Below are 25,190 nucleotides of genomic sequence, written 5' to 3'. Positions count from 1 at the left end.
TCACTCCTCATGGCCTTCGCTATGGCCGTCATGCGTGTTGCGTGTCTTGCTCTTGTCGTCATCATCGGCGTTCTGATCGCCGGATTCGGACTTGTCATCTTCCTCGTGCCCCTCGACGTGGGCAGGTTCGACGACGATGGTGGACACCTTCTTGCGGCGTCCCGCCGAGTCGACGGCGGTGAGTCTGAGGCCGCGCGTCACGGCCGAGGCCCCGACGATCGGCACGCGGCCGATGAGTTTGGTGAGTAGGCCGTAGACGGTGTCGACGTCATCCTCGTCGATGTCGATCTCGAAGAGCTCCTCGAGATCCGCGATCGGCGTGCGCGCGGGCATGCGCCACTTGTTCTCGCCGATCTTCTCGGGCTCCTCGCGCTGGGTGCGGTCGTGCTCGTCCTCGAGTTCGCCGACGATCTGCTCGATGGTGTCCTCGATGGTCACGAGACCTGCGATACCGCCGTATTCGTCGACGACGATCGCCACGTGCTGGCGGGAGCGCTGCATCTGGTGGAACAGGTCGTCGACCGGCTTGGATTCGGGCACCAGCATCGGATCGCGCACGATGGAGGACACCTCACGCTCCATCGCCGCCGGATTGAAGGCGGTGGCCCTGACCGCGTCCTTGAGGTACGCGACGCCGATCAGATCGTCGACGTCCTCGCCGATGACCGGCACGCGCGAGAATCCGGAACGCGAGCACAGCTTGAGCATGTCCTCCAGTGTCGTGTCCTTCTCGATGCAGATCATGTCGGTTCTCGGCACCATGATCTCGCGGGTCAACGTATCGGAGAGGGTGAGCACATTGCGCAGCATCTCCGAAACCTCAGGATCAAAGTCGTTCGATTCGACGAGACGGTCGATGGTGGCGCGTCCCTGCTCCTGTTGGATCTTCTCGAGCTCCTCGTCATCGGAGAGGTTCTGGGAACGGCGTCGGCCGTCAGGCGCGGCTCCGATGCTGGTGAACGGGGTGATGGTGTTCGCGACGGTGACGAGCCAGGAATGCTTGATCATGATGTCGGCCGGCTTGACCGCGCCGGTCTCGCGCGGACGCACCAGCACGCTCACCACGCCGACGACGATGGCGACCACCAGTCCGATGATGATCTGCAGCCAGACCATCGCACCCCAGATCGCGGCGACGATGGCGACGAGCGCGCCGACGAGCACGTTGCAGGTGACACGGAAGAACGCGCAGGCCCCCGCCGCCGCATACCGGTCGGCGGTGAGCCGCTGCACCCGATGGATGCGCGTGATCTTCTTCATCCTCGAGAACTGCGAGAGCTCGGCATCGGTCTGCACTTCGAGGATGAGGTTGTTCAGGCTTGCCCGGGTGACCCGTCCCGCCGCCCCCTCGGCTGCCGCCAGCAGCAGCGACAGCCAGACCAGCAGGGCCGCGACGACGACCAGCACGGCGGTTATGACGATCAGGGTCGATTGGGAATACTCCATCGGTGTTCGTTCTTTCCTAACGCGATCGGGAATATGAGATTATGACAGGTTACGGGTTTATGGCTGTTGTCTTCGATCAGTGGGTGATCTGACGGCCCGCGCCGTGTTCGGCGTCGTAGATGGCCAGTGCATCCGGGCTGCCGGCCGGCAGCCCCACGGGAGCGCCCAGATCGTGACGCACCGCGATGAAGGTGAGCAGCAGCTGGCGTTGCAGACCGAACATCTGACGTTCCTGCTCCGGGTTGACGTGGTCGTAGCCGAGCAGGTGCAGGATGCCGTGGATGGTCAGGAGCATCATCTCCTGCAGCACGCCGTGGCCGGCGGCGGCGGCCTGCTGCGCGGCGACCCATGGGCAGATCACGATGTCGCCGAGCACTCCCTCCATGACGGTCTTGCCGTCTCCGGGGCGCAGTTCGTCCATCGGGAAGCTCATCACGTCGGTCGGCCCCTCGAGGTTCATCCAATGCGCGTGCATCTCGGCGATCGGCTCGGGGTCGACGAAGAGGATGGTCAGGTCGGACTGCGTGCTCACGCGCATCTGGTCGAGCACCCATATGCCGAGATCGGAGAACAGCTTGGGCTCGATCGTCCACACGGTCTCGTTGGATACGTCAACGCTCATCGGATGCAGGTTCCTTTCGGTGCTCGGTTCGGTTCATGTCGTCGTGATCGCCATCATGCTCGGCGCGTTCGTCATGGTCGTCATGGTCGACGCGTCCGTCGTGTCCGTCATGTCGGCGGGAGATACGGCGATGGTCGCCGTCTAGTCCCTCGTGACGGTTATACGCCTCGACGATCAGGCCGACGAGACGGTGGCGTACCACGTCCTGCGACCCGAGATGCACGAATGCGATGTCCCTGATGCCGTCGAGGATCCGTTCGATGGTCGCCAATCCCGATCTGGGCACGGTCAGGTCGACCTGCGTGATGTCGCCGGTGATGACCATCTTCGTGTTGAAGCCGAGACGAGTGAGGAACATCTTCATCTGCTGCTCGGTGGTGTTCTGCGCCTCGTCGAGGATGACGTACGCGTCGTTGAGCGTACGGCCGCGCATGTAGGCCAGAGGCGCCACCTCGATGGTGCCGTCGTCCATGAGACGCTTGAGCTGGTCGGCGCCGAGCATGTCCCCCAGCGCATCGTAGAGCGGACGCAGATAGGGGTCGACCTTGTCGTTGAGCGTGCCCGGCAGGAAGCCGAGGCTCTCCCCGGCCTCCACCGCTGGGCGGGTGAGGATGATGCGGCGCACCTGCTTGTCCTGGAAGGCCCGCACGGCCTTGGCGACGGCCAGATACGTCTTGCCGGTACCTGCCGGTCCGATGCCGAACGTGATGGTATGCGACTCGATGGCGGCCACGTAGGCGGCCTGACCAGGGGTCTTGGCCCGCACGGGCTGGCCGGAGGCGTAGGTGATGACGCCCGGCACCGTGGGCCTGCGCCGTTCGTCGCCCGTCGAGCGGGCGGAGACGTTGGCCTCCATGCGCTGCAGCGCCTCGACGGTGCGGCCGTGGCCCGGATGGGTGACGCGGGTGCGGTTGTCAAGCACGTCCTGATCGATCATCCGCCGCACGGTGTCCGCGTCCATCGGCGCCGTATGCGCCGCCTCGATGATCGTGTGGACGAGCTCCTCGGCCTTGGAGGCGTCGGACTCGGTCTGCTTGGACCGCGAGACGATGGCCACGCGGTTACCCCGTACCAGAATGGTCAGGTCGGGGAACGCGCGTTCCACCTCGCGGATCACCTCGTCGACAGGTCCGAGGACGGCCACGGGATCGAGTTGGGTGGGGATGGTGATGGTTCGCGTTGTCGTCGCCACGGAGCCCTTATCCCCTACTCGTCCAGGACTTCGCCGGTGAGCACGTGGGCGTGCACGTGGAAGACCGTCTGTCCTGCGTAGAGTCCGGTGTTGAACACGAGACGGAACGCGCCGTGGAACCGCTCGTCCGCGATCCTCTGGGCGATCTCGACGATATGGGCGAGTTCGGCGGGATCGGCGGCGGCAAGTTCGGCGACGTTCGCATAATGACGCTTCGGGACGATCAGCACATGGACCTTGGCCTTCGGGTTGATGTCGTTGAAGGCATAGGTGGTGTCGTCCTCGTAGACCTTGCTGCTGGGGATCTGTCCGGCGATGATCTTGCAGAACAGGCAGTCATCGGCTTCGCTCATACGTGCTCCTTGCTCGACGTGTTGTTCGATGGGGGTTTGGTTTCCTCGCACTCAGCTTAGCGCGTCAGGCGTACCGTCCGAGCGCCCGGCTCAGCAGGGAGAGCGCGACCGGCCCGGCGGTCGAGGCGCGCAGGATGTTGCGCCCCAGCACGACGCTGTGCGCCCCCGCCTCGACGAACCGGGAGACCTCGTCCTCGCTGATGCCGCCTTCGGGTCCGACGACCACATATATGGTACGGGGCCTGCCATCCGCGAGACATCTGCCGGACAGGTCGGCGACCAGCGATTCGACGGAGTCCCACGTGTCGGTGGCGTCCTGGTGGAGGACCACGACCAGATCCCCGTGCACGTTGGCCCTCAGGCACATCGCCACGATCTGCTTCGAGGAGACGCACTCCCCCAGCTCCGGTCTCCACGCGCGGCGCGACTGTTCGGTGGCGGCGTCGATGACGGCGCCCCATTTGCGATCGGTGCGCCCCGCCTTCCACTTGGCGATGGACCGGTCGGCCTGCCACGGGATCACCTCGTCGACGCCGATCTGCGTGGCCGTATCGACGGCCTGCTCGTCGTGTCCGGTCTTGGCGAGAGCCTGCACCAGCGCAAGACGGGTGATCGGCCGCGGCTCGCGCGTGAACTCCCTCACCTCCGCCAGCCCGGTTTCGGGGTCGACCAGTTCGGCGGCGATGCGCAGCCCCGCGCCATCGGAGAGCTGGAGTCCGTCGCCGGCCTTGAGACGCATCGCCTGCACGGCGTGACGTCTGACCGAGGCCGGCAGAGTGATCTTCCATCCGGCGTTGAACTCATCCGAGTTGACCGGCACGTCGTCATGGTCCGAATCGAGGAGGAACAAAGCGTTTGTCATGGTTCCAAGGCTATCAACACCGGTGCGACACGCCGGTGATTGCGCGTCCGTTGATCGATGATAGAGTAATCACTCGTTGCCACGCAGCGACACCTGCCCGGGTGGCGGAATGGTAGACGCGCTAGCTTGAGGTGCTAGTGCCTATTTTTAACGGGCGTACGGGTTCAAGTCCCGTCTCGGGCACCATCGAAAACCCCTTGGAAACAAGGGGTTTTCTTGTATCCGCAGCCCATTCGGCCGTTCGCCTATGAGACAAAGACAAAGACATATAAAGGAGCTCCCCATGCGTTTCGTCCATCTCGAATCCATCGACGACGAGCGCGTGTCAGCATATGTCAATCTGACTGAGATCCAGCTGCGCAATCGCCTGGAGCCGGCGAAGGGACTGTTCATCGCCGAATCGCCGAAGGTCATCGACCGTGCGCTTGCCGCGGGACGCGAGCCGATCTCTCTGCTGGTCGAGGAGCAGTGGATCGAGGGCATGGCCGACGAGTTCTCCTTCATCGACGGGCATTGGGGTCCGGACGTGCCGGTCTACGTGGCCTCACCCGACCAGCTGCAGCGACTGACCGGATACCGTCTGCACCGCGGGGCCCTTTCCGCCATGCGTCGCTGGCCGTTGCCCTCCGTGGCGCAGGTGTGCGAGCATGCCACACGCGTGGCGGTGATGGAGAACATCGTCGACCATACGAACGTTGGGGCGCTGATGCGCTCGGCCGCCGCGCTCGATGTGGACGCCGTGCTGGTCACCCCCTCCTGCGGCGACCCGTTGTACCGTCGCGCGGTACGCGTATCGATGGGTACGGTCTTCCAGATCCCGTGGACTCGCATCGGCGGCGAGGACAGGCGCTACTGGCCGTTCAGGGGCATCGACGAGCTGAAGTCCCTCGGCTTCACCACGGTGGCCATGGCGCTCGAGGACGACTCGATCAGTCTCGACGAGCTCACCCGCAGACTCGACAACGATCCGGCCGAGGCCGATCACATCGAGAAGCTGGCGCTGATCTTCGGCACGGAGGGCGACGGCCTGTCGCGCCACACCATCGCGCGCGCCGACCTCACCGTGAGGATCCCCATGGCGCACGGCGTCGACTCCCTCAACGTGGCTGCCTCCAGCGCGGTCGCCTTCTATGCGACGCGTCCTCATCGTCGTTGATTCTCCCAACACCGTTCCCCCTCCGATCGCACTCGGCCGATGATCGTTTCCGACGCATGACGAGGCCTTCGACACACCCCGTACATGTGATATGCATCACTGCCGATGCGAGGTGACACACCGAGACGCGCGGGACGACGTTGCTTGCGTGTCGCCGTTTTTGTGCAATCATTGTCAATGTGAGACCGAGACAAGGATGCCCGGTTTACAACCCCGAGCGGCGTTGAAAGACGCTGGAAGTTGTTGAGAGGAGCAACGTAGACAATGGCCAAGAACAAGCAGAAGATTTTGTCGATCGTGCTGGCGGGCGGCGAGGGAACCCGCCTGATGCCGCTGACCCGAGACCGTGCGAAGCCGGCCGTTCCCTTCGGCGGCGTGTTCCGTCTCATCGACTTCCCCCTGTCCAATCTGGTGAACTCCGACTATCGCCACATCGTCGTGCTCACCCAGTACAAGTCCCATTCGCTGGACCGTCACATCTCCCAGATGTGGCGCTTCTCCTCCCTGCTGGGCAACTACGTCTCCCCTGTGCCGGCGCAGCAGCGTCTTGGCAAGCACTGGTATCTCGGCTCCGCCGACGCCATCTACCAGACCATCAACATCATCGAGGATGTCCAGCCCGACATCGTCGTCATCGTCGGCGCCGATCACGTCTATCGCATGGACTTCGGCCAGATGGTCCAGCAGCACATCGAGTCCGGTGCCGAGTTCACCGTGGCAGGCATCCGCCAGCCGATCGAGCAGTCGAAGCAGTTCGGCGTGATCGACGTGGATCCGGAGCACCCGAACCAGATCAAGAGCTTCCTCGAGAAGCCGGACACCTGCGCCGGTCTTCCGGACGATCCGAACTCCTTCCTCGCCTCGATGGGCAACTACGTGGCCAACACGGACGCCCTGTTCGACGCCCTCGCCAAGGACGAGAAGAACGAGAACACGAAGCACGACATGGGCGGAGACATCGCCCCGTACTTCGCCTCGCGCGGTGAGGCCGGAGTGTACGACTTCAACACGAACGAGATCCCCGGCGCCACGCCGACCGATCACGCCTACTGGCGCGATGTCGGTACGATCAAGCAGTTCTATGATGCGCACATGGATCTGATCGCCTATGTGCCCGAGTTCAACCTGTACAACCAGGCGTGGCCGATCTACACGAACTCCGGCACGCTGCCGCCGGCCAAGTTCGTGCACGCCGGACGTGACCGTCTGGGCCACGCGACCGACTCGATCGTCTCCCCCGGCGTGATCGTCTCCGGCGGCGAGGTGCACCACTCGGTGCTCTCCCCGAACGTGCGCATCCACTCGTGGGCGCAGGTCGTCGACTCCGTCCTGTTCGACGGCGTGATCATCAACCGTCGCGCCCGCGTGTACAAGGCGATCCTCGACAAGAACGTCGTACTGACCGAGAACTCCACGGTCGGCATCGACACTGAGCATGATCTCGCGCGCGGCTTCACCGTCACGCCCGAGGGCATCACCGTGGTGCCGAAGGGAACCGTCGTCGACGACTGATCGCTCCCCGATACGACATTCGGCTATGACATATGATGATGGGCTCCGACCGTAACTGGTCGGGGCCCATCATCATATTGCCGCAGATGCTGTGGATCAGTGGATCCGGTATTGCAACTGCAACTTCAGTACTGCGGCATGTTGTCGAAGTTGAAGCCGAGCGCGGCGAGCTGCTCGCGGCCCTCGGGCGTGATCTTGTCCATTGTCCAACGCGGCTGCCACGTCCAGTCGATGCGGAACTCCTCGACGAGACCGGCGAGGGTGCTGGCGCACTCGTCCTCGATGAGATCGGTCAGCGGGCAGGCCGGCGTGGTCAGCGTCATCGTGATGATGGCACGGCCCTGATCATCGATCTCGATGCCATAGACCAGACCAAGGTCGATGACGTCGATGCCGAGCTCCGGGTCGATGACCTGATGCAGGGCCTCACGCACGTCCTCGGCGGTGGCGCGACCGATATCATCGACGAACTTGAGCGGGATGTTGCTGTCGTCGCCGTGCTCGTCGTCACCGTGACCGCATTCGCTCTTCTTGTGGCGACCGCATGCGCACATGTCGTCCGCATCCGATGCCGACGGTGCGGGATGCCCGTTCGGGAATCCCTTGGCCAGAGCCGGATTGGCCATCACGCGACGGGCGGCCTCCTCATCCTGCAGAACGTCGTTGACCGCGTCGAACACGGACGGCTGCGGTTCGGGCACCAGATTATCGCTCATTGTCACTCCATACCTTGGATAGGATTACAGCGTCTACTGTACGCGAGCTGTTTCGGCTTGTCATACGTGCGCGTCCACGTCTTGGCTATCGGCTGAGAGAGGCTTGGGCCATGTTCACGCGTTCTTGGCGGCCAGCGCCTTCGCGATGGAGTCCTTGAGACCCTCCCATGCGAGCAGCGCGCATTTGATGCGCATCGGATACTTGGACACTCCCTGGAAGACGACGCCGTCGCCGAGGCTCTCCTCGGCGGCCTCATCGTTCAGACCCTTGCCTCGGGACTCCATGAGCCTGTGGAAGGTGTGCTCCAGCTCCATCGCCTTGTCGACGGTCTGTCCGTCGACAAGATCGACCATGACGGACAGGCTCGCCTGTGAGATGGAGCATCCCTGTCCATCCCATACGACGCGCCTGAGGGTGTACGGCTCCTGATCGGAGACCTCCACGTGCACGGTGGCCTCGTCGCCGCAGGTCGGGTTGAACTGGTGGGATTCGCCGGGCGTGCAGTATTCGTGCGTGGCCCGTACCACGGTCTCGCCGGAGGCGTTGCCGTCACCGGTGGTCTCCTTGGTCAGGTCCGTTGCGAAATGCTCCTTGCCGTGCGGATTCTTCGCCGCCTCGAGGATGACCTCCTGATACATCTGTTCGAGGTCATCACCGCTCATGCCGTAATCGTTCATAGTCTCCTCAATATAGTGCCCTCCCCTTGACGGGGAGGGCGAAACAACCGCTTCGGATTTCAGGCTCCGAAGAACTGCCTGATGCCCTTCGCCGCCTCGACGAGCGCCTGCGCGTCCTCGACGGTGTTGTACACGCCGGACGAGGCGCGGTTGGAGGCATACAGGCCGAAGTGACGGTGCACCGGCTGCGCGCAGTGGTGACCGACGCGGATGGCGATGCCCTGGGCGTCGATGTACTGGCCGACGTCGTGCGGGTGTACACCCTTGACGTCGAACGCGACGGTGCCGATGCGGTCCACGTTCTCGCGCGGGCCCAGAATGCGGATGCCGTCGATGTCGCCGAGCTTGAGCAGTTCGGCGGCGATGGTTCTCTCGTGGGCTTCGATGTTCTCGAGCCCCACCTTCATCATCCATTCGGCGGCGACGCCTGCGGCCACGACCTGCGCGACCGGCTGGGTGCCGGCCTCGAAGCGTGCCGGAGGCTCCATGTACTGGGCGGGCTGGTCCATCCACGCGAGTTCGACCATGGAGCCGCCGAAGCTTGCCGGCGGCAGGGCCTCGAGCAGTTCGCGGCGTCCGTAGAGGAAGCCGACGCCGGTGGGACCGTACATCTTGTGCGCGCTCCACGCGGCGAAGTCCACGTCGAGCGCGTGGAAGTCGACCTTGAGATGCGGCACCGACTGGCAGGCGTCAAGGATGAAGATCGCGCCGACCGCGTGCGCGCGGGCGATGATCGGCGCGATGTCGGTGATCGCGCCGGTGGTGTTGCCCACGTGCGTGACGGCGACGACCTTGGTGCGTTCGGTGATGACCTCGTCGAGGTTGTCGGTGCGCACGCGGCCGTCCTCAGTCAGGTCGATCCACTTGAACGTGGCGCCCGTACGGTAGGCGAGCTCCTGGAACGGCAGCAGCACGGAGTGGTGCTCGGCCTTGGAGACGACGATCTCGTCACCGGGCTTCAGCGCGAAACGCCTGGCGGCCTCTCCCCCACGGCCGAGCGACGCGTTGCCGAATGCGGTGGCCAGCAGGTTGAGACCCGCGGTGGCACCCGCCGTGACGACGATCTCCTCCTCGCCTTCGGCGGCGTTCGCGCCGACCAGCTTGGCGACCTTGGCACGGGCGTCCTCGAAGGCCATCGTGCTGCGGGCCGCAAGCTCGTGGGCGCCACGGTGCACGCCGGCGTTGATCGTGCGGTAGAACTCGCTCTCCGCGTCGATCACGCACTGCGGCTTCTGCGAGGTGGCCGCCGAGTCGAGATACACGAGCGGATGCCCGTGGATCTCCTGCTTCAGAATCGGGAACTCGTCCCGAATGCTTGCGAAGTCTGTCATGTTTCCCCCTTGCTCATCGCTCATACGATGACTGACGAGTATGGGATTACGATGTTCGGTTCGCGACCGTAGGCTTGGCCGAACGGCCTTGAGTGTGTCGTGAACCGAACATCGCAATCCCACACGGACATATCAGGCGAGTGCCGATTCGGAATCCGCACCCTCCGGCAGATACTCGTCGTAGCCGTGCTCCTCGAGGTAGTCGGCGAGCTCCGGGCCACCGGTCTTGACGAAGTGGCCGTCGGCGAAGACGTGCACGATGTCCGGCTTGATGTACTTGAGGATGCGCGTGTAGTGCGTGACCATGAGGATGCCGAGGTCGGTGTTCTCCTTGGCGCGGTTGACGCCTTCGGACACGATGCGCAGCGCGTCGACGTCGAGGCCGGAGTCGGTCTCGTCCATGATCGCGAACTTCGGCTTGAGCAGCTCGAGCTGCAGGACCTCGGCGCGCTTCTTCTCGCCGCCGGAGAAGCCGTCGTTGACGGAGCGGGACGCGAACTTCGGGTCCATGCGCAGGCGCTTCATCGCCTCGCCGAGCTCCTTGGCCCACGTGCGGATGGCGGGGGCCTGGCCGTCGATCTCGGTCTTGGCGGTGCGCAGGAAGTTGGTCATGGAGACGCCCGGCACCTCGACCGGGTACTGCATGGCGAGGAAGAGGCCCTCCTTGGCGCGCAGATCCGGGGTCTGCTTGAGGATGTCGACGCCGTCGAGCAGCGCCTCGCCGGAATCGACCTCGTACTTGGGGTGTCCGGCGAGCGTGTAGGCGAGCGTGGACTTGCCGGAGCCGTTGGGGCCCATGATGGCGTGGGTCTCGCCCGAGTGGACGGTGAGGTTCACGCCTTTGAGGATCTGCTTGCGACCCTCTTTCGTTTCCACAGATGCGTACAGATCCTTGATTTCGAGGGTGTGCTGTCCAGCCATCGTTTACTTGTCCTCCAATACGGCTTGCATGGCGTCGCTTTCTCCTCGTGCGAGACGCCGGTCGATTACGTCCATCAGGTGTTCGGAAATGTAGGGCACGCCGATCTCCTCGACGAGTTCGCCGAAGAAGCCGCGCACGACGAGCTTGCGCGCGTCGGTCTCGCTGATGCCTCGGGACTCCAGGTAGAACAGCTCCTCGTCGTCGAAGCGGCCCACGGAGCTCGCGTGGCCGGCGCCGATGATGTTGCCGTTCTCGATCTCGAGGTTCGGCTCGGAGTCGGCGATGGCGCCCGGGGTGAGCACCAGATTGCGGTTGAGCTCGTAGGAGTCGGTGCCGGGGGCGGTCGGCTGGATGAGCGCGTTGCCGACCCACGTGGAGTGCGCGTCCTTGCCGTCGAGCGCACCCTTGTAGACGACGCGGGACTTGCACTCGGGGGCGTTGTGCACCACCATCGTGCGGTGCTCGATGTGCTCGCCGGGATCGACGAAGTAGATGCCGAGCATGTTGAGATCGCCCTGTTCTCCGCCGAAGTCCTGATCCATGCGGATGCGGACCACGTCACCGCCAAGCGTGACGATGGAGTGGCGCAGGGATGCACCCTCGCCCACGCGGATGCGGTGGTTGGCGACGTGCTTGGAGCCCTTCGCCCATTCCTGCACGAACGTGGCGGACACGTGCGAGTACCTGCCGGTGACGATCTCCACGCCCTCGGCGAGACGCGCGAGTCCGTGGTGTTCGACGATGACGTCGGCGTGCGTGTTGTCGGCGGCCGCGATGACCAGATGCAGCGCATCGAGATCGGCGCCCTGTCCGTTGACGTCGATGAGCACCGGCTGGTCGATCTCGCCGTTCAGTTCGACGATGGTCGCGGTGCGGCCGGAGTTCCATTCGACGACGGAGGCGCGGTCGTTCGGCTTGGAGACGGTGCCGGACAGGCCCTCGCCGAGCGGCACCTGGCTGATGCGCACACGCTCGGGGTCGACCGCGGAGCCGTCGGCGTAGCCCACTGCGATGGTCGTCTCGCCGCTCGGGGAGAACACGTCGAAGAACTCCTCGATGCGTTCGAGCGGGGTGTAGCGCCAATCCTCCTGCTTGCGGGTCGGCATGGCGAAGTCATTCACGTCGAAGGAGCGGGGCTCTTTGTCGGCGCTGGACGGCATGGCCGCCGGAATCGCGTACGGATCGTTCGGATCCGCGACGGGGATAGTGATTTCAGTGTTGTTCTGCGCCATGGGAATCAGCCCACCGATCCTTCCATCTGCAGTTCGACCAAACGGTTCAATTCGAGCGCGTACTCCATCGGCAGCTCGCGGCTGATCGGCTCGACGAAGCCGCGTACGATCATGCCCATGGCCTCCTTCTCCTCGAGGCCGCGGCTCATCAGGTAGAACAGCTGGTCCTCGGAGACCTTGGAGACGGTTGCCTCATGCGCCATCGTCACGTCGTCCTCGCGCACGTCGACATGCGGGTACGTGTCGGAGCGGCTGAAGTCGTCGACGAGCAGCGCGTCGCACACGGTGGAGTTGGACGAGCCCTCGGCGCCGTCGACGATCTTGACGAGTCCGCGGTAGGCGGAGCGGCCGCCGCCACGCGAGATCGACTTGGCGACGATCGTGGAGCTGGTGTGCGGGGCGAGGTGGATCATCTTCGCGCCGGTGTCCTGGTACTGGCCCTTGCCGGCGAAGCCGAGGGACATGGTCTCGGCCTTCGCGTACGGCTCGGCGAGGATGCAGGCCGGGTACTTCATCGTGGCCTTGGAGCCGATGTTGCCGTCGACCCACTCCATCGTGCCGCCCTCACGCACGTAGGCGCGCTGGGTGACGAGGTTGTATACGTTGTTCGACCAGTTCTGCACGGTGGTGTAGCGCACGCGCGCGTGCTTCTCGACGATGATCTCGACGATGGCTGCGTGCAGCGAGTCCTCGGACCAGATCGGGGCGGTGCAGCCCTCCACGTAGTGCACGTAGGAGCCTTCGTCGGCGATGATCAGGGTGCGCTCGAACTGGCCCATGGCCGGGGTGTTGATGCGGAAGTAGGCCTGCAGCGGGATGTCCACGTGCACGCCCTTCGGCACGTAGACGAACGAGCCGCCGGACCATGCGGCGGTGTTGAGGGCACCGAACTTGTTGTCCTCCGGCGGCACGACGGTGCCGAAGTACTTCCTGACGAGATCCGGGTACTCGCGCACGGCGGTGTCGGTGTCGACGAAGATCACGCCCTGCTTCTTGAGGTCCTCCTGGATGGAGTTGTAGATGACCTCGGACTCGTACTGCGCGGCGACGCCGGAGACGAGACGGTTCTTCTCCGCCTCGGGGATGCCGAGACGGTCATACGTGTTGCGGATGTCGTCGGGCAGTTCGTCCCAGCTCTTGGCCTGCTTGTCGATCGGCTTGACGTAGTACTTGAAGTCGTCGGCGTTGAATCCGGACAGGTCGACGCCCCAGTCGGGCATCGGTTTGTCGAGGAACGCCTTGTAGCCGCGCAGACGCATGTCGAGCATCCATTCCGGCTCGTGCTTGTCCGCGGAGATGGCGCGCACGACGTTCTCGTCGATGCCTCGCTTCGCGGCCTCGCCGGCCGCGTCGGAATCATGCCAGCCGTAGGTGTAGTCACCGAATTGGCTGATGATCTCGTCATCCTTCTTCAGTTTCTCTTCGTCCACACGCGCTCGATCGGCCACATACTGGCTCATCTCCACGTCGGACGCGGCGTTGGGCGCCTGTTGGGTGTCACTCACCTTGACGCTGCCTCCCATCGTTCGAAAGTTCCTACGTAAACCTAGCAGAAGGGCCGCCGGAACTCCATAACGACACCGCATGTCGGCTATGCGCGCAACGTGAGCTTGATTACGACGGGTTCCGTTATGACGGGATCTTCTGCTTCGGCCGTTCCCGTGTTCATAGACGGTGCGATGACCGGTGTGATAATGATGCGGGAAACCTGTCTCCTATAGTCTCTTACGAGAGGACACGAACATGGATGCACATGATTGGCGTCTGGGATTGGTCGATGATGACGCGCTGACTCTGGCGGCGTTGTCCTCGCTGGTCAGATCCAAATTTGCCGATGACGGCATCTCGGTGGCGTGGTCGGTCCGTTCGGGAGATGAAGCGGTCGACATGTGCTTCGATCGGAGTACTCGTCCGGATGCGGTTGTGGTGGATATGGGGATGGATGATGTGGACGGCGCGATGACGATGCGCCGCATCCGTCGACTGTCAACCCGAATCATGCTGCTTGCGATGACCTCGCATTCGTTGACGAGATACCGGGAGCTGGCCCGATCCTCCGGAGCCGCCGTCCTGCTCGACAAGGCTGACTTCTCCGGTCTGGCCTGCTGTCTGCGTGACTGCGCCGCGGGGAAACAGCCGCGGAACGGATTCGGCACGGTGATGCGAGGATCCGCGTCCACCGGAGAGCAAGCCGCTCCTCTCTCAGGATCACGAACCGTGCGCTCCCTGTCCGCGCGGGAGATGGAGGTCATGGATTGGACCATTGAAGGACTGACGGCCAAGGAGGTCGCCGCGAAGATGGCGATCTCCGAGCCTACGGTGAAGACTCATATCCGTCATGTCATCATCAAACTCCGGGTGAGGAACAAACTACAGGCGATACGCCTGTGGTCTGAAATGAGGAGGGGTGGATGAGACGGATGTTTCCTCATATCCGTGCGTTCGATCGGCTCCAACGCCCCTATGTTGCAGCGATGATCATCGTCACGATCATATGCACGGCGCTCACCTATGTCACCGATGGCGACTATTCACTGCTGCAGACGGCGTACTCATTCGCCCATATATGCCTTCTCATGGGGTTGTACTGGCATCCGACCTCCTGCGCCTGTGCGGTCATCTCTCTGTCGATCGCAGCGGAGTTCCCGCCTGATGCCGTGTTCATGAAACAGCTCTGGTGCCTTTGGCTAGCGGCGGGGCTGCTCGGATATCATCGACGTCTCCGAATCGCGTTCTCGCTGCTGCTGATCCAGACGTTCAGTATGATGACGTCGTTGCCGGAACAACATCAGATGGCCGACTGGAATGTCCCGGGAGTGCTGTCGTTCAACATCGTCTGCGCGATCATGGCCGTCGTTGGCTATGCATTGGCGGAGCATCAGGAGGCTGATCGGCTGCGTAGGGAGGCGCAGGAAAGGGAACGTCTGGAGATCGAACAGGAACGTCTGCGCCGTGATATGGCTCTGGCAAGTCGAATCCATGATTCGACGACCCGCGGTCTGACTCTCATCTCGCTGCTGTCGGAACAATGCGTTGCGGAAAGGGCTAATGCCGGGCTGTCCGACGGGCTGACGGAGCGAATCGCCCTCATCGGTTCGACTGCGCGGTCCACCCTGCAGGACGTCCGCAAGGTGATCGACGTGTTGAACCGTGACGAGCTGGATGAGCGAGACGCGGATGCGAAAGCCGAAGGCGTCTCAGACGAGCCGATGGAATCGATGCTGACACGTCTCCTGACCGATAACGACGAACACATGGCGGCCATTGGCATACAGGGAAGCAGCACCATGACGTCATCCGCATCATCGGGCATGACCGTATCGTGCATCGATCAGGAGACGATGCGGGAGATCAGGGATCTCATCAATCAGATGTACACCAACATCGCGGTTCACGGCGCGCGCGGTACGGATGTCTACCACGTGCGTATGGAACTCACCGATCGCGCGCTTCGCATACGGGAATTCAACGCCATCGGCCGGACCGACGGCCGTCTTCACTCAGGCAAGGGCCTATCCATGCACCGAACGCGCATCATGGCAATGGGTGGAATGCTCCATACTCGTCATAGTGAGGATGATATATGGACTTTGCAGGTGGAAATACCCATACAGCCTCACGCATCGTCCCACTCATCGTCTTTTAGACTATGACGGTGGAAGAGTCGTTACGTTGCATGGTATGAGTAATAATCGTGTTGGGATGACGACATGAACAGTTTCCAACTGAAGATTCTTGCCTGCGTGCTCATGGTCATCGATCATGTGGCCGAATTCCTGCCGGGCATGCCGATATGGATGCATTGGATCGGGCGACTGTCGGCACCCATCTTCTACTTCCTCATCGGATGGAGCTGCGTCTACACCAGCAATCGCAAACGGTTCCTGCTGCGATTGTATGTTGCCAGCGTCGGGATGTCCGTCATCCAGGCGATGTCGTCCGTGTTCTCGTCCGCCTTGCCGGAGCTCAACGTGTATCCGATCGAGAACAACATCTTCGCCACTCTGTTCCAGATAAGTCTCGTCATCTGTCTGCTGTCCGCAACGTCATGGCGGAAGCGACTGCGCAACATCTCGATCTACGTCCTCATCCAACTTGTCATCAGCATCCCTCTGTATTTCCTGACGAACGTCATCGACAGACTGCCCTATGGGGAGACCCTCGACTACATACTGCTCCGCGCAAGCGGTACAGTGCTGGATCTTGAGGGAGGGCTGTTCGCTGTTGCGATCGGTGTCGTGCTATGGGCTACGCATGATCATCGCTTGCGTCTGTCTTTGGCTCTAGTCGGACTGGCTGCGACGGATCTGGTCCTGAACGCGTTCGGCGTTCTATATTCGATCACGACCGCCCTCATGTACAGGTTCCCGGATCCGGCGCAGGTGGTCGTATCGATGAATCGCATATGGGACGTGATGGGATTCTCCCCGTTCAACTTCAGGCAGTCCCCCATCACCGTGAACTACCAGTGGATGAAAGTCTTCGCGCTGCCGTTCATGCTGGTGTGCAACCATCAGCGCGGACCACATGTGAAGTGGTTCTTCTACGTGTTCTACCCCACGCACATCGTCGTGCTCTATCTCATCGGCACGGTGATGAGCAACCCCATATTGCCCTAATGCCCGAACAAGAGTTCATTCACCCTTGGTCAATCGTTATAGCATCATCTGTTAGATGATGCTATATTTTTATTATTACCAGAAAACAAAGGGGGCAACAATGCAATATGAAATTGAAACCATTATTTCAATCACATTTATTACACATCCATGCATGCATTCTATTTAATGACATGAATTCGTTTATTTTAAAGATAATTGCTCTCTCCCTCATGCTCGTCGACCATATTGCCGAGTTCCTGCCCGGCATGCCGATATGGATGCATTGGATCGGAAGGCTGTCGGCGCCGATCTTCTTCTTCCTCATCGGATGGAGCTGCGTCTACACCAGCAACCGCAAACGGTTCCTGACGCGGCTTTATGTGGCCAGCGTGGGCATGTCCATCATTCAAGCGGCATCCTATTGTATTCGTGGATACGGGGCTTCCTTCGCCCACGGGATGCAGCCCATCGACAACAACATCTTCGCGACGCTGTTCCAGATGAGTCTGATCATTTGCCTGCTATCCGCCCCCACGGCGCGCGAGCGGCTACGCAACATGTCGATCTACATTCTTGCGCAGATCGTCATCGGTGCGGCGATGTTCTTCGCCTACGGCATCATAGACGACTTGTCCTATGCGACCTCCGTTCTCTTCGTTCTGCAGGCGGTGAGCGGCACCGTTTTGGGTCTCGAAGGCGGATGGCTCAATGTCGCGATCGGAGTCATCCTGTGGGCCGTCCACGGCAACAGGCTGCACATGTCGTTGGCTTTCATCGGCATGTCCCTTATATATCTGGCCTCCGCGCTCCCCATCGCCCATCGACTGGTCGGGATCATCATGGACGACAGTCCCATCGGCTATATCACCAACTTCATGCTGAATAACTCGGGCATCTCGCAATTCGTCCTCGGCCAATCGCCCATCACCGTGAACTACCAGTGGATGATGGTCTTCGCGCTGCCGTTCATGCTGTTGTACAACCATCAGCGTGGGCCGCACGTCAAATGGTTCTTCTACGTGTTCTACCCGGCGCACATCGTCGTGCTCTATCTCATCGGCATGGTGATGCACAACTTCATGGCGGGTTGATCTCAGGTTTCTCTCCCCCAGTCAGCGAGTGGCCTGCGTGATCTGTCCCATTATTTGCTGCCACCTCGTCAGAGAGGCCACACCAGATACTCCGATAAACACAATACGAGGCGGATGCCGTAGACCATTATGGTCATGGCATCCGCCTCGTGTCATTGACGGAGGTTGGGCCCCCGACCGGCAGCCGATCAGATCAGCGCGCTTCCTTGTGGTCGAGCGCGGCCTTGACGAGGCCCGCGAACAGCGGGTGCGGCTTGGTCGGGCGGGACTTGAACTCCGGGTGCGCCTGGGTGGCCACGTAGAACGGGTGAACCTCCTGCGGCAGCTCGACGAACTCGGTGAGCTCGCCGTCCGGGCTCTGGCCGGAGATGCGCAGACCGCCCTCGCGCAGACGATCCTTGTAGGCGACGTTCACCTCGTAACGGTGACGGTGACGCTCGGTGACGTGGGTGGTGCCGTACAGTTCGGCGACCAGCGAGCCCTCCTCGAGCTCGGCCGGATAGGAGCCGAGACGCATGGTGTGGCCCATGTCGCCGTGACCGGCGACGATGTCCTTCTGCTCCTCCATCGTGGCGATGACCGGGTTGGCGCAATCCGGCTCGAACTCGGTGGAGTTCGCATCCTCGATGCCGAGCACGTGACGCGCGTATTCGATGACCATCGACTGCAGACCCAGGCACAGGCCCAGCGCCGGCAGCCTGTTCTCACGGGCGAACTTCAGCGCGCCGATCTTGCCTTCGATGCCGCGGATGCCGAAGCCGCCGGGGATCACGATGCCGTCGATGTTGTCGAGCGCGGCGGCCGCACCCTCCTCGGTCTCGCAGCGGTCCGCCGCGACCCACTTGACGTTGACCTTCGCCCAGTTGGCGAAGCCGCCGGCCTTGATGGCCTCGGTGACGGACAGGTACGCATCCGGCAGATCGATGTACTTGCCGACGATCGCGACGTTGACCTCATGCTTCGGATGGTGGACGCGTTCGAGCAGATCCTCCCACTCGTCCCAGTCGACGTCGTGGAACGGCAGACCGAGCTCACGCACGACGTAGGCGTCGAGACCCTCGTCGAACAGGATCTTCGGCACGTCGTAGATGCTCTGGGCGTCCACGCAGTTGACCACGCCCTCCTCGTCCACATCGCACATGAGGCTGATCTTGTCCTTGATGGACTGGTTGAGCGGACGGTCGGAGCGCAGCACGAGCGCATCCGGCGTGATGCCGAGCTGACGCAGCATCATGACGGAATGCTGGGTGGGCTTGGTCTTGAGCTCGTGGGCGGCGGAGATGTACGGCACGAGGGAGACGTGCACGAACATGCAGTTGTCGCTCCCGAGATCGCGACGCACCTCACGGGCCGCCTCGAGGAACGGCTGAGATTCGATATCGCCGACGGTGCCGCCGATCTCGGTGATGATCACGTCCACGTCATCGCTCGCCTGGGCGCGCATACGGGACTTGATCTCGTTGGTGATGTGCGGAATGACCTGCACGCACTGGCCGAGGTACTCGCCGGCACGCTCCTTGCGCAGCACCTCCTGGTAGATCTGGCCGGTGGTGACGTTGGCCTTCTGGGAGAGGAAGACATCAAGGAAACGCTCATAGTGGCCGATGTCGAGATCCGTCTCGGCACCGTCCTCGGTGACGTACACCTCGCCATGCTGGAACGGGTTCATCGTACCCGGGTCGACGTTGATGTACGGATCGAGCTTCTGCTGCAGCACATGCAGACCGCGGGAACGCAGCAGGCGGCCGAGAGAGGATGCGGTCAGGCCCTTGCCGAGGGAGGAAACCACGCCACCGGTGACGAAGATATGCTTGGTGACGTGCTCTTGGGAATTGCCATGTGTTCTTCTAACCATGGAATTTCATCCTATCATCCGTCCGTGACGCGGCGTGTTCCCTCCGTGAGCGGAGAGGCACGATTATTCACAAGGATCGCACGCCCAAGGGATTCGTCCACATTGTCCGTTTGGGCTTGCCCATATGCTCCCGCGCCTCGTAGCGTCCAACGTATGAAAGAGCACAAAGGTGTCACCGCACTGTTGCGGACCGCGGAACAGGAACGTCGCTGCGCCATCGGCGAGAGCAGATCGCTGTATCACGCATTGCGGCGCAGAGCGGAGGCTCTCGAACTGGTCAATCCGTATCCAAATCTGTATTCCGATGCCGGTTACTGGCGGGGTTTGAACAGTGAACAGCAATCGATGCACGTCGTCCGCGCATTGTCCAGAATGCATCCGAAATGGGTGTTCGCCGGTCTGAGCGCCGCCTGCGTCTATGGGTATCAGCACGCCTATTCACTGCACGATGGTTCCGTGTACATCGCCGGAACCTGCGGGGCATCGGTTAGGGACTGTGCGCAACTCAAACGGATCTATATGAATCAGGTTCCGGTCTGGTGTTCCGGGAGCATACTCATGACTTCGCCCGCGCGCACGCTCATCGATTGTGCCGTGTTCCCGTTCCCGAACGCGCTGGCCATCTACGATTCGGCGCTTCGAGCGGGGCATGTCACCATCGAGGAGGTGCGAACGCTGTCGATCCGGTCCAATTGCGATGAGTCAGCGGTCCGCCGATTGCTCGATCACGCGAATCCGCTGAGTGAGAATGGAGGAGAATCACTGACACGCGGCAACATCGAGGAACTGGGATTCGCAGCTCCCGAATTGCAGATCGAGTTTGAGAACCCCGACAATCCCACCATGCCGTATCGGGCGGATTTCTGCTGGCGATTGGCCGACGGGCGCATTATCGTCGCGGAATTCGACGGCATGACCAAATATGCCGATACGACCAATCCCAACCGTGCCAGTCTGCAGGCGAAGCTGGATTACGAGAGGCGCCGAGAACAGCATCTGAAGGATCAGGGAGTCACCGTCATCGTCCATCTGTTCTACGAAGACGTGATGTCGCCGGAACGCCTGAACGCCAAACTCACAACCGGCGGTGTACCGCGGATACACTCTCACCGGGATGGCCGATAACCTATGGAAGAGCCGCTCTCTCCCATTTCAGCGCAACGATTTCCCGAAACCAGACCATGTCTCGTGAGATTGTTGCGCTGCGGAATCGTCAGTGCGACAATCTCACGAAATAGCCGGGGAATCCGGGAATTTGTTGCACTTCCCTCGACTCAGCGCGACAAATTCCCGAAATGACGGTTTGGTTCGGGAGATTGTCGCACTGAGTGGGCGTTTCAGTTGCTGCTTTTGTTGCTATTGTTGCCTTCAGTCGCTGACGAGATGGGCGATGGCCTCGAGGGCCAGCTTGTAACCGAAGAAGCCGAGACCGGTGATGGTGCCGGTGGCCACCGGGGAGATCACGGAGCGTTTGCGGAACTCGTCACGGGCGGACGGATTGGAGATATGCACCTCCATGAGCGGCAGACCCGCATCGCCGACCATGTGCGCGGCATCGGCCAGCGCGTACGAGTAGTGGGTGAACGCGGCCGGGTTCATGACGATCGGCGTCTTCTCGTCGGCGGCCTGATGCATCCAGTGCACCATCTCGGCTTCGTCGTCGGTCTGACGCACCTCGACCTCGAGCCCCAGTGCCGTACCCCATTCGCCGCACAGACGACGAAGCTCCTCGAGATCCTGACGGCCGTACACGTCGGGCTGGCGCACTCCGAGACGACCGAGGTTCGGTCCGTTGACGACGATGACTTTCGTGGTCATGATGACTGATTCTCCTTTCGGGAATGACTGCTCAGGAATGAATGCGACGGAACGCCTCTTCGACGGCGTCTGCCGGCGGGTTCTCCAAGTGGATGACGTTGCCGGGGCCGCCGTCGAGCACGACGAAGCGCAGCATGTTGCCGCGCGCCTTCTTGTCCTTGTGCATCAGGGCGAGCACGTCTTCGAACGAGCCGCCGTTCCAGGAGGTCGGCAGGCCCAGTGAGGAGAGCAGCGAACGATGGTAGTCGACGAGATCCCGATCGATGTATCCGAGGATGTTCGCCAGTTCGGCCGCGTACACGGTGCCGACGGCCACCGCGTTGCCGTGACGCCAACGGAAGTGTTCGAGTTTCTCGATCGCATGGGCGAGCGTGTGCCCGTAGTTGAGGAACTCGCGCTTGCCCTTCTCCTTCAAGTCCGCGGACACGTGGTGGACCTTGACCGTCACGGTGCGTTCGATGAGCTCGGAGACGACGTCCTCGAGGCCGGAGCCGAGGAACGTGGCGCCGTCGAAGGCGCGCAGTTCGTCCGCATGCGCCTCGAGGATCCTCAGGATCTCCGTATCCTCGATGAAGCCGGATTTCGCGACTTCGCCGAGTCCCTCGATGAAGATGTCGTTCGGCAGCGAGGCCAGCGTCTTCGTATCGGCGAACACGCCTGCGGGTGTGTAGAACGATCCGACGAGGTTCTTGCCGGCGCTCGTGTTGACGCCGGTCTTGCCGCCGGTGGAGGCGTCGACCATGGCCAGCAGCGAGGTCGGGCAGTTGGCGTAGCGGATGCCGCGCATCCAGGTGGCGGCGATGAAGCCGGCCAGATCGGTGGCGGCTCCACCGCCCACGCCGACGATCGCGTCGGAACGGGTGAAGCCCTCATCGCCGAGACGCTCCCAGATGCGGTTGGCGACCTCGACGGTCTTGCCCGCCTCGGCGTCCGGTACTGCGATGTCGTAGACCTCATAGCCCGCCTGACGCAGCAGAGCGCGGGCGCGGTCGGAGTGGCGCTGCACCGGCTGCGTGTGGATGAGCGCCACCTTGTTGACGTTGTCGCCGAAGACCTCAGCGACATGGTTCATCGTGCCTTCGCCGATCATCACATCGTAGGGTTCGATGGCGGTGCCGGTCACGTGCACACGGCGTTCGGAAATCATGTCCATCACCTTTCTTGCGGCGACCTGCGGCGTCTGTTTGCGCGTATGCACAATCACGTTCGCTACTTCGCGGAACACCGGATCGCGTTGCTTGTAGAGCTTCTTCCATCGGGCGTTGGCGTCGCCGGCGAGCATCGGGCGTCCGCCTCCGCGGTTGGCGCGCTCCATCGCCTCCTTGGGGTCGGCGTCGAGGTAGACGACGCGACCGCCCGCGGCGATGTAGTCGGCCAGGGCATCCTGTGTCGAGGGGGTCATCGGGGCTCCTCCACCGAGGGAGAAGATGCCGTCGAAGTCCTCCAGGAAGTCGGCGATCAGATCGGCCTCGACCTTGCGGAACGCGGGTTCCCCGTACTTGTCGAAGTACGCGGGGATCTTCATGCCGACCTCGCGCTCGATCTCCACGTCCGCGTCTGCGAACGGGATGCGCATCATGTGCGCGACCTCCTTGCCGACGCGAGTCTTGCCCGCGCCCATCATGCCGATGATGACGGCACGCGGGCGTTTCACCTGGGGGGTCCGGGAATCCTGAAGATCCCTAGAACCCCGCAACTCCTGCGTGCGGGGGGCACGGGTACGGACGCGTTCGTTACGGGCGCCGGTATTCTGCGCTCTTGCCGACCTACGGCGCCTGATACGCGGGTTGCGGGACGCGCCGTCTGAGGCGCGAGATGACCGAGAGGCGTGATTGCGGCGACCGCGTCCATTGCCTCGGTTGCCGTTGTGCTCGCCGCCGTCGTGTTCGCTGTGATTACGGTTCATACGACTCAACGCATGTGCTCCGGCCAGGAGGCGAGGTAGTTCTCGCAGTTGCGACGGGTCTCCTCCAAGGAATCACCGCCGAACTTCTCGAGCGCGTACTTGGCGATGGTCAGACGCACCATCGCCTCCGCCACGACGGATGCGGCGGGCACGGCGGTGGAGTCGGAACGCTGGTTGATGGCGGAGGCGGCCTCGCCGTTGGTGACGTCCACCGTCCTTAGCGCACGCGGAATGGAGGGGATCGGCTTCATCGCGGCGCGCACGCGGATCGGCTGGCCGTTGGACATGCCGCCCTCGATGCCGCCCGCACGGTTGGTGAGCCGGGTGATGTGGCCGTCCTCGCCGGGCACCATCTCGTCGTGAGCGGCGGAGCCGGGGCGCACGGCCTCGAGGAAGCCATCGCCGATCTCCACGCCCTTGATGGCCTGGATGCCCATGACGGCGGACGCGAGAGCCGCGTCGAGACGACGGTCGGACTCCACGTAGGTGCCGATGCCGGCGGGCACGCCGTAGGCGATGACCTCGATAACGCCGCCGACGGTGTCGGCGTTGGCCTTGATCTCGTCGATGCGCCTGATCATGCGCTCCTCGGCGGCCTTGTCGAGCGTGCGCACCGGCGAGGCGTCGAGCGCGGCGACATCGTCCGGAGTGGGCAGCGGCGCATTGTCGGCGTCCTCGACGCCGGCGCCTCCGATGGAGATCACGTGGGCGACGGTGCGGATGCCGAACGTCTGCTCGAGGAACTTCGCCGCCACGGCGCCGAGTGCGACGCGCGACGCGGTCTCGCGGGCGCTGGAGCGCTCGAGCACCGGACGGGCGTCGTCGAAGCCGTACTTGCGCATGCCGGTAAGATCGGCATGGCCGGGGCGCGGGCGGGTCAGCGGCGCGTTGCGGCCCTCGCGTGGAATGTCATGATCCAGCGGATCGGCGCTCATGACCTCGGTCCACTTGGGCCATTCCGTGTTGGCGATCTCGATGGCGATCGGGCCGCCGAGCGTGGAACCATGGCGGACGCCGGTGAGCAGACGCACCTTGTCCTGTTCGAACTTCATGCGGGCGCCGCGGCCGTAGCCGAGACGGCGGCGTGCCAGTGCATCCACCACGTCGCCGCTGGTCACCTCCACTCCCGCGGGCAGGCCCTCGATCATGGCGACCAACGCCTCTCCGTGCGACTCCCCCGCCGTCTGCCAACGCAACATATCTGCTTTCTCCTCCCATGATGGGTTGTCACGGCTGTTCACGAATCACCGGGATGGCCGTACACGAACCGACACGCCTTGCGAAACGGCTTTACGCCCATAGCGTGACGAAACGCATGCAACTGCGGGACCGCGAGCCGTTGTGCGTGTTCACTAGGGGTTAATGTTAAAACATGCCGTACCTGTATTGTTTACCGAGTCTCATTTGCGCCGTCGCTCTGAGCGTTGAGGACATACGCAGACGCCGTGTGCCGCGCGTGTGGGTGGCAGTGTTCTCCGTCATCCAGCTGGTGGCCGATCTGGTGTGGGCGGGGATGGCGAACCAGTTCTTCATCGTGCTGCAGGCGCTGCTGTTCGCGCTGCTGTGCGCGTTCGTTCAGCTGCTGCTGGCGTTGGTGAAGCCGGGCGCCCTCGGCCTTGGGGATGTGACCGCGATGCTTCCGCTGGGGCTTGCGGTCGGCATGTACGGTCTGGAGAGCGTCATCGTCTGGTGGGTGGCGATGAGCCTGTTCGGGCTTGCATGGGTGATGTTCTGGACCCGATTCGACCCTCAGCGTCACACCGAGTATCGGGGAAGGACGCCGTTCGTGCCCGCCATCGCGGTTGGCGCGATCGCCGCGGTGCTGATCTGAACCGGGCCTCCCGGGCCCTCATGGACTTCATGGACTTCCGGCCCCCGCTTATGAAAAACGGCTCCC

At 62.7% G+C, this 25,190-nt stretch carries 23 protein-coding genes and 1 tRNA gene; 9 read left to right on the top strand and 15 right to left on the bottom strand.

Annotation, left to right across the window (positions count from 1 at the left end; genetic code table 11):
• The 5 genes from EMB92_RS00895 to EMB92_RS00875 form a co-directional block, all read right to left on the bottom strand.
• Positions 1 to 1,446 (bottom strand): hemolysin family protein, encoded by a 1,446-nt coding sequence (locus tag EMB92_RS00895; RefSeq protein WP_150393468.1) that lies wholly within the window; start codon positions 1,444 to 1,446, stop codon positions 1 to 3.
• A 76-nt stretch (positions 1,447 to 1,522) separates the two neighbouring features.
• Positions 1,523 to 2,068: an rRNA maturation RNase YbeY gene (gene ybeY / locus EMB92_RS00890; RefSeq protein WP_043164101.1), complete on the bottom strand. Its 546-nt coding sequence runs from the start codon at positions 2,066 to 2,068 to the stop codon at positions 1,523 to 1,525.
• Positions 2,058 to 3,260, bottom strand: coding sequence for a PhoH family protein (locus EMB92_RS00885; RefSeq protein WP_150393467.1), 1,203 nt, complete (start codon positions 3,258 to 3,260; stop codon positions 2,058 to 2,060). Before EMB92_RS00885 ends, ybeY begins: the two co-directional genes overlap by 11 nt.
• A 14-nt stretch (positions 3,261 to 3,274) precedes the next feature.
• Positions 3,275 to 3,613, bottom strand: coding sequence for a histidine triad nucleotide-binding protein (locus EMB92_RS00880; RefSeq protein WP_150393466.1), 339 nt, complete (start codon positions 3,611 to 3,613; stop codon positions 3,275 to 3,277).
• Between the two features lie 64 nt (positions 3,614 to 3,677).
• Positions 3,678 to 4,475, bottom strand: coding sequence for a 16S rRNA (uracil(1498)-N(3))-methyltransferase (locus EMB92_RS00875; protein ID WP_150393465.1), 798 nt, complete (start codon positions 4,473 to 4,475; stop codon positions 3,678 to 3,680).
• 95 nt (positions 4,476 to 4,570) lie between these two features.
• On the opposite strand from EMB92_RS00875, the gene EMB92_RS00870 reads away from it, so the two are divergent.
• From EMB92_RS00870 to glgC, 3 genes are all read left to right on the top strand, one after another.
• Positions 4,571 to 4,661 (top strand) — tRNA-Leu (locus tag EMB92_RS00870).
• Positions 4,662 to 4,758: 97 nt separating this feature from the next.
• Positions 4,759 to 5,631, top strand: a complete 873-nt coding sequence (locus tag EMB92_RS00865) for a TrmH family RNA methyltransferase (RefSeq protein ID WP_150393464.1) — start codon at positions 4,759 to 4,761, stop codon at positions 5,629 to 5,631.
• Between the two features lie 264 nt (positions 5,632 to 5,895).
• Positions 5,896 to 7,143: a glucose-1-phosphate adenylyltransferase gene (gene glgC / locus EMB92_RS00860; RefSeq protein WP_043164111.1), complete on the top strand. Its 1,248-nt coding sequence runs from the start codon at positions 5,896 to 5,898 to the stop codon at positions 7,141 to 7,143.
• A 125-nt stretch (positions 7,144 to 7,268) separates the two neighbouring features.
• Here the strand turns inward: glgC and EMB92_RS00855 are convergent, their stop codons facing one another.
• From EMB92_RS00855 to sufB, 6 genes are all read right to left on the bottom strand, one after another.
• Positions 7,269 to 7,859, bottom strand: a complete 591-nt coding sequence (locus EMB92_RS00855; RefSeq protein ID WP_140445034.1) for a metal-sulfur cluster assembly factor — start codon at positions 7,857 to 7,859, stop codon at positions 7,269 to 7,271.
• A 114-nt stretch (positions 7,860 to 7,973) separates the two neighbouring features.
• Positions 7,974 to 8,537: a Fe-S cluster assembly sulfur transfer protein SufU gene (gene sufU / locus EMB92_RS00850; protein ID WP_150393463.1), complete on the bottom strand. Its 564-nt coding sequence runs from the start codon at positions 8,535 to 8,537 to the stop codon at positions 7,974 to 7,976.
• Between the two features lie 59 nt (positions 8,538 to 8,596).
• A complete protein-coding gene (locus EMB92_RS00845) occupies positions 8,597 to 9,868 on the bottom strand; it encodes a cysteine desulfurase (RefSeq protein WP_150393462.1) in 1,272 nt (423 codons plus the stop codon).
• Between the two features lie 132 nt (positions 9,869 to 10,000).
• Positions 10,001 to 10,789, bottom strand: coding sequence for a Fe-S cluster assembly ATPase SufC (sufC, locus tag EMB92_RS00840; protein ID WP_150393461.1), 789 nt, complete (start codon positions 10,787 to 10,789; stop codon positions 10,001 to 10,003).
• Positions 10,790 to 10,792: 3 nt separating this feature from the next.
• Positions 10,793 to 12,022, bottom strand: coding sequence for a Fe-S cluster assembly protein SufD (gene sufD, locus EMB92_RS00835; RefSeq protein ID WP_150393460.1), 1,230 nt, complete (start codon positions 12,020 to 12,022; stop codon positions 10,793 to 10,795).
• Between the two features lie 5 nt (positions 12,023 to 12,027).
• Positions 12,028 to 13,545 (bottom strand): Fe-S cluster assembly protein SufB, encoded by a 1,518-nt coding sequence (gene sufB, locus EMB92_RS00830; protein WP_274518257.1) that lies wholly within the window; start codon positions 13,543 to 13,545, stop codon positions 12,028 to 12,030.
• Between the two features lie 220 nt (positions 13,546 to 13,765).
• On the opposite strand from sufB, the gene EMB92_RS00825 reads away from it, so the two are divergent.
• The 4 genes from EMB92_RS00825 to EMB92_RS00810 all read left to right on the top strand — a co-directional run bounded on the left by EMB92_RS00825 (position 13,766) and on the right by EMB92_RS00810 (position 17,714).
• A complete protein-coding gene (locus EMB92_RS00825; RefSeq protein ID WP_150393459.1) occupies positions 13,766 to 14,437 on the top strand; it encodes a response regulator transcription factor in 672 nt (223 codons plus the stop codon).
• The gene (locus tag EMB92_RS00820; protein ID WP_150393458.1) at positions 14,434 to 15,675 is read left to right on the top strand and encodes a sensor histidine kinase; all 1,242 of its coding nucleotides are present in this window, start codon (positions 14,434 to 14,436) and stop codon (positions 15,673 to 15,675) included. The genes EMB92_RS00825 and EMB92_RS00820 overlap by 4 nt, the downstream gene beginning before the upstream one ends.
• Before the next feature lie 57 nt (positions 15,676 to 15,732).
• Positions 15,733 to 16,641 (top strand): TraX family protein, encoded by a 909-nt coding sequence (locus EMB92_RS00815; RefSeq protein ID WP_150393457.1) that lies wholly within the window; start codon positions 15,733 to 15,735, stop codon positions 16,639 to 16,641.
• Between the two features lie 107 nt (positions 16,642 to 16,748).
• Complete coding sequence (locus tag EMB92_RS00810; protein ID WP_150393456.1) at positions 16,749 to 17,714, top strand: TraX family protein; 966 nt, start codon at positions 16,749 to 16,751, stop codon at positions 17,712 to 17,714.
• 193 nt (positions 17,715 to 17,907) lie between these two features.
• Here the strand turns inward: EMB92_RS00810 and EMB92_RS00805 are convergent, their stop codons facing one another.
• Positions 17,908 to 19,569, bottom strand: a complete 1,662-nt coding sequence (locus tag EMB92_RS00805; protein WP_107044014.1) for a CTP synthase — start codon at positions 19,567 to 19,569, stop codon at positions 17,908 to 17,910.
• Positions 19,570 to 19,722: 153 nt separating this feature from the next.
• On the opposite strand from EMB92_RS00805, the gene EMB92_RS00800 reads away from it, so the two are divergent.
• Complete coding sequence (locus EMB92_RS00800) at positions 19,723 to 20,694, top strand: hypothetical protein (RefSeq protein ID WP_150393455.1); 972 nt, start codon at positions 19,723 to 19,725, stop codon at positions 20,692 to 20,694.
• Positions 20,695 to 20,937: 243 nt separating this feature from the next.
• On the opposite strand, the gene aroQ is transcribed toward EMB92_RS00800, so the two are convergent.
• The 3 genes from aroQ to aroC all read right to left on the bottom strand — a co-directional run bounded on the left by aroQ (position 20,938) and on the right by aroC (position 24,492).
• Positions 20,938 to 21,387: a type II 3-dehydroquinate dehydratase gene (aroQ, locus tag EMB92_RS00795; RefSeq protein WP_150393454.1), complete on the bottom strand. Its 450-nt coding sequence runs from the start codon at positions 21,385 to 21,387 to the stop codon at positions 20,938 to 20,940.
• Between the two features lie 31 nt (positions 21,388 to 21,418).
• Positions 21,419 to 23,041, bottom strand: a complete 1,623-nt coding sequence (locus EMB92_RS00790; RefSeq protein WP_150393453.1) for a bifunctional shikimate kinase/3-dehydroquinate synthase — start codon at positions 23,039 to 23,041, stop codon at positions 21,419 to 21,421.
• A 257-nt stretch (positions 23,042 to 23,298) separates the two neighbouring features.
• On the bottom strand, positions 23,299 to 24,492 hold the full coding sequence (gene aroC, locus EMB92_RS00785; RefSeq protein WP_150393452.1) for a chorismate synthase: 1,194 nt from the start codon (positions 24,490 to 24,492) through the stop codon (positions 23,299 to 23,301).
• A 173-nt stretch (positions 24,493 to 24,665) separates the two neighbouring features.
• Here aroC and EMB92_RS00780 point away from each other — a divergent pair, with 173 nt between their 5' ends.
• Positions 24,666 to 25,124, top strand: a complete 459-nt coding sequence (locus EMB92_RS00780) for a prepilin peptidase (protein ID WP_107044011.1) — start codon at positions 24,666 to 24,668, stop codon at positions 25,122 to 25,124.
• Positions 25,125 to 25,190 lie beyond the last annotated feature (66 nt).

It is taken from the genome of Bifidobacterium callitrichos (assembly GCF_008698085.1).
Classification (GTDB): domain Bacteria; phylum Actinomycetota; class Actinomycetes; order Actinomycetales; family Bifidobacteriaceae; genus Bifidobacterium; species Bifidobacterium callitrichos.
The sequence above is the reverse complement of the archived record's forward strand: the minus strand, read 5'-3'. Positions and strand labels throughout refer to the sequence as shown.

Bases quoted from the DNA above. Each gene is read 5' to 3' on its own strand.
- EMB92_RS00895 (WP_150393468.1), bottom strand. From the start codon at position 1,446: ATGGAGTATTCCCAATCGACCCTGATCGTCATAACCGCCGTGCTGGTC.
- ybeY (WP_043164101.1), bottom strand. From the start codon at position 2,068: ATGAGCGTTGACGTATCCAACGAGACCGTGTGGACGATCGAGCCCAAG.
- EMB92_RS00880 (WP_150393466.1), bottom strand. From the start codon at position 3,613: ATGAGCGAAGCCGATGACTGCCTGTTCTGCAAGATCATCGCCGGACAG.
- EMB92_RS00875 (WP_150393465.1), bottom strand. From the start codon at position 4,475: ATGACAAACGCTTTGTTCCTCCTCGATTCGGACCATGACGACGTGCCG.
- EMB92_RS00865 (WP_150393464.1), top strand. From the start codon at position 4,759: ATGCGTTTCGTCCATCTCGAATCCATCGACGACGAGCGCGTGTCAGCA.
- glgC (WP_043164111.1), top strand. From the start codon at position 5,896: ATGGCCAAGAACAAGCAGAAGATTTTGTCGATCGTGCTGGCGGGCGGC.
- EMB92_RS00855 (WP_140445034.1), bottom strand. From the start codon at position 7,859: ATGAGCGATAATCTGGTGCCCGAACCGCAGCCGTCCGTGTTCGACGCG.
- sufU (WP_150393463.1), bottom strand. From the start codon at position 8,537: ATGAACGATTACGGCATGAGCGGTGATGACCTCGAACAGATGTATCAG.
- EMB92_RS00845 (WP_150393462.1), bottom strand. From the start codon at position 9,868: ATGACAGACTTCGCAAGCATTCGGGACGAGTTCCCGATTCTGAAGCAG.
- sufC (WP_150393461.1), bottom strand. From the start codon at position 10,789: ATGGCTGGACAGCACACCCTCGAAATCAAGGATCTGTACGCATCTGTG.
- sufD (WP_150393460.1), bottom strand. From the start codon at position 12,022: ATGGCGCAGAACAACACTGAAATCACTATCCCCGTCGCGGATCCGAAC.
- sufB (WP_274518257.1), bottom strand. From the start codon at position 13,545: ATGGGAGGCAGCGTCAAGGTGAGTGACACCCAACAGGCGCCCAACGCC.
- EMB92_RS00825 (WP_150393459.1), top strand. From the start codon at position 13,766: ATGGATGCACATGATTGGCGTCTGGGATTGGTCGATGATGACGCGCTG.
- EMB92_RS00820 (WP_150393458.1), top strand. From the start codon at position 14,434: ATGAGACGGATGTTTCCTCATATCCGTGCGTTCGATCGGCTCCAACGC.
- EMB92_RS00815 (WP_150393457.1), top strand. From the start codon at position 15,733: ATGAACAGTTTCCAACTGAAGATTCTTGCCTGCGTGCTCATGGTCATC.
- EMB92_RS00810 (WP_150393456.1), top strand. From the start codon at position 16,749: ATGAAATTGAAACCATTATTTCAATCACATTTATTACACATCCATGCA.
- EMB92_RS00805 (WP_107044014.1), bottom strand. From the start codon at position 19,569: ATGGTTAGAAGAACACATGGCAATTCCCAAGAGCACGTCACCAAGCAT.
- EMB92_RS00800 (WP_150393455.1), top strand. From the start codon at position 19,723: ATGAAAGAGCACAAAGGTGTCACCGCACTGTTGCGGACCGCGGAACAG.
- aroQ (WP_150393454.1), bottom strand. From the start codon at position 21,387: ATGACCACGAAAGTCATCGTCGTCAACGGACCGAACCTCGGTCGTCTC.
- aroC (WP_150393452.1), bottom strand. From the start codon at position 24,492: ATGTTGCGTTGGCAGACGGCGGGGGAGTCGCACGGAGAGGCGTTGGTC.
- EMB92_RS00780 (WP_107044011.1), top strand. From the start codon at position 24,666: ATGCCGTACCTGTATTGTTTACCGAGTCTCATTTGCGCCGTCGCTCTG.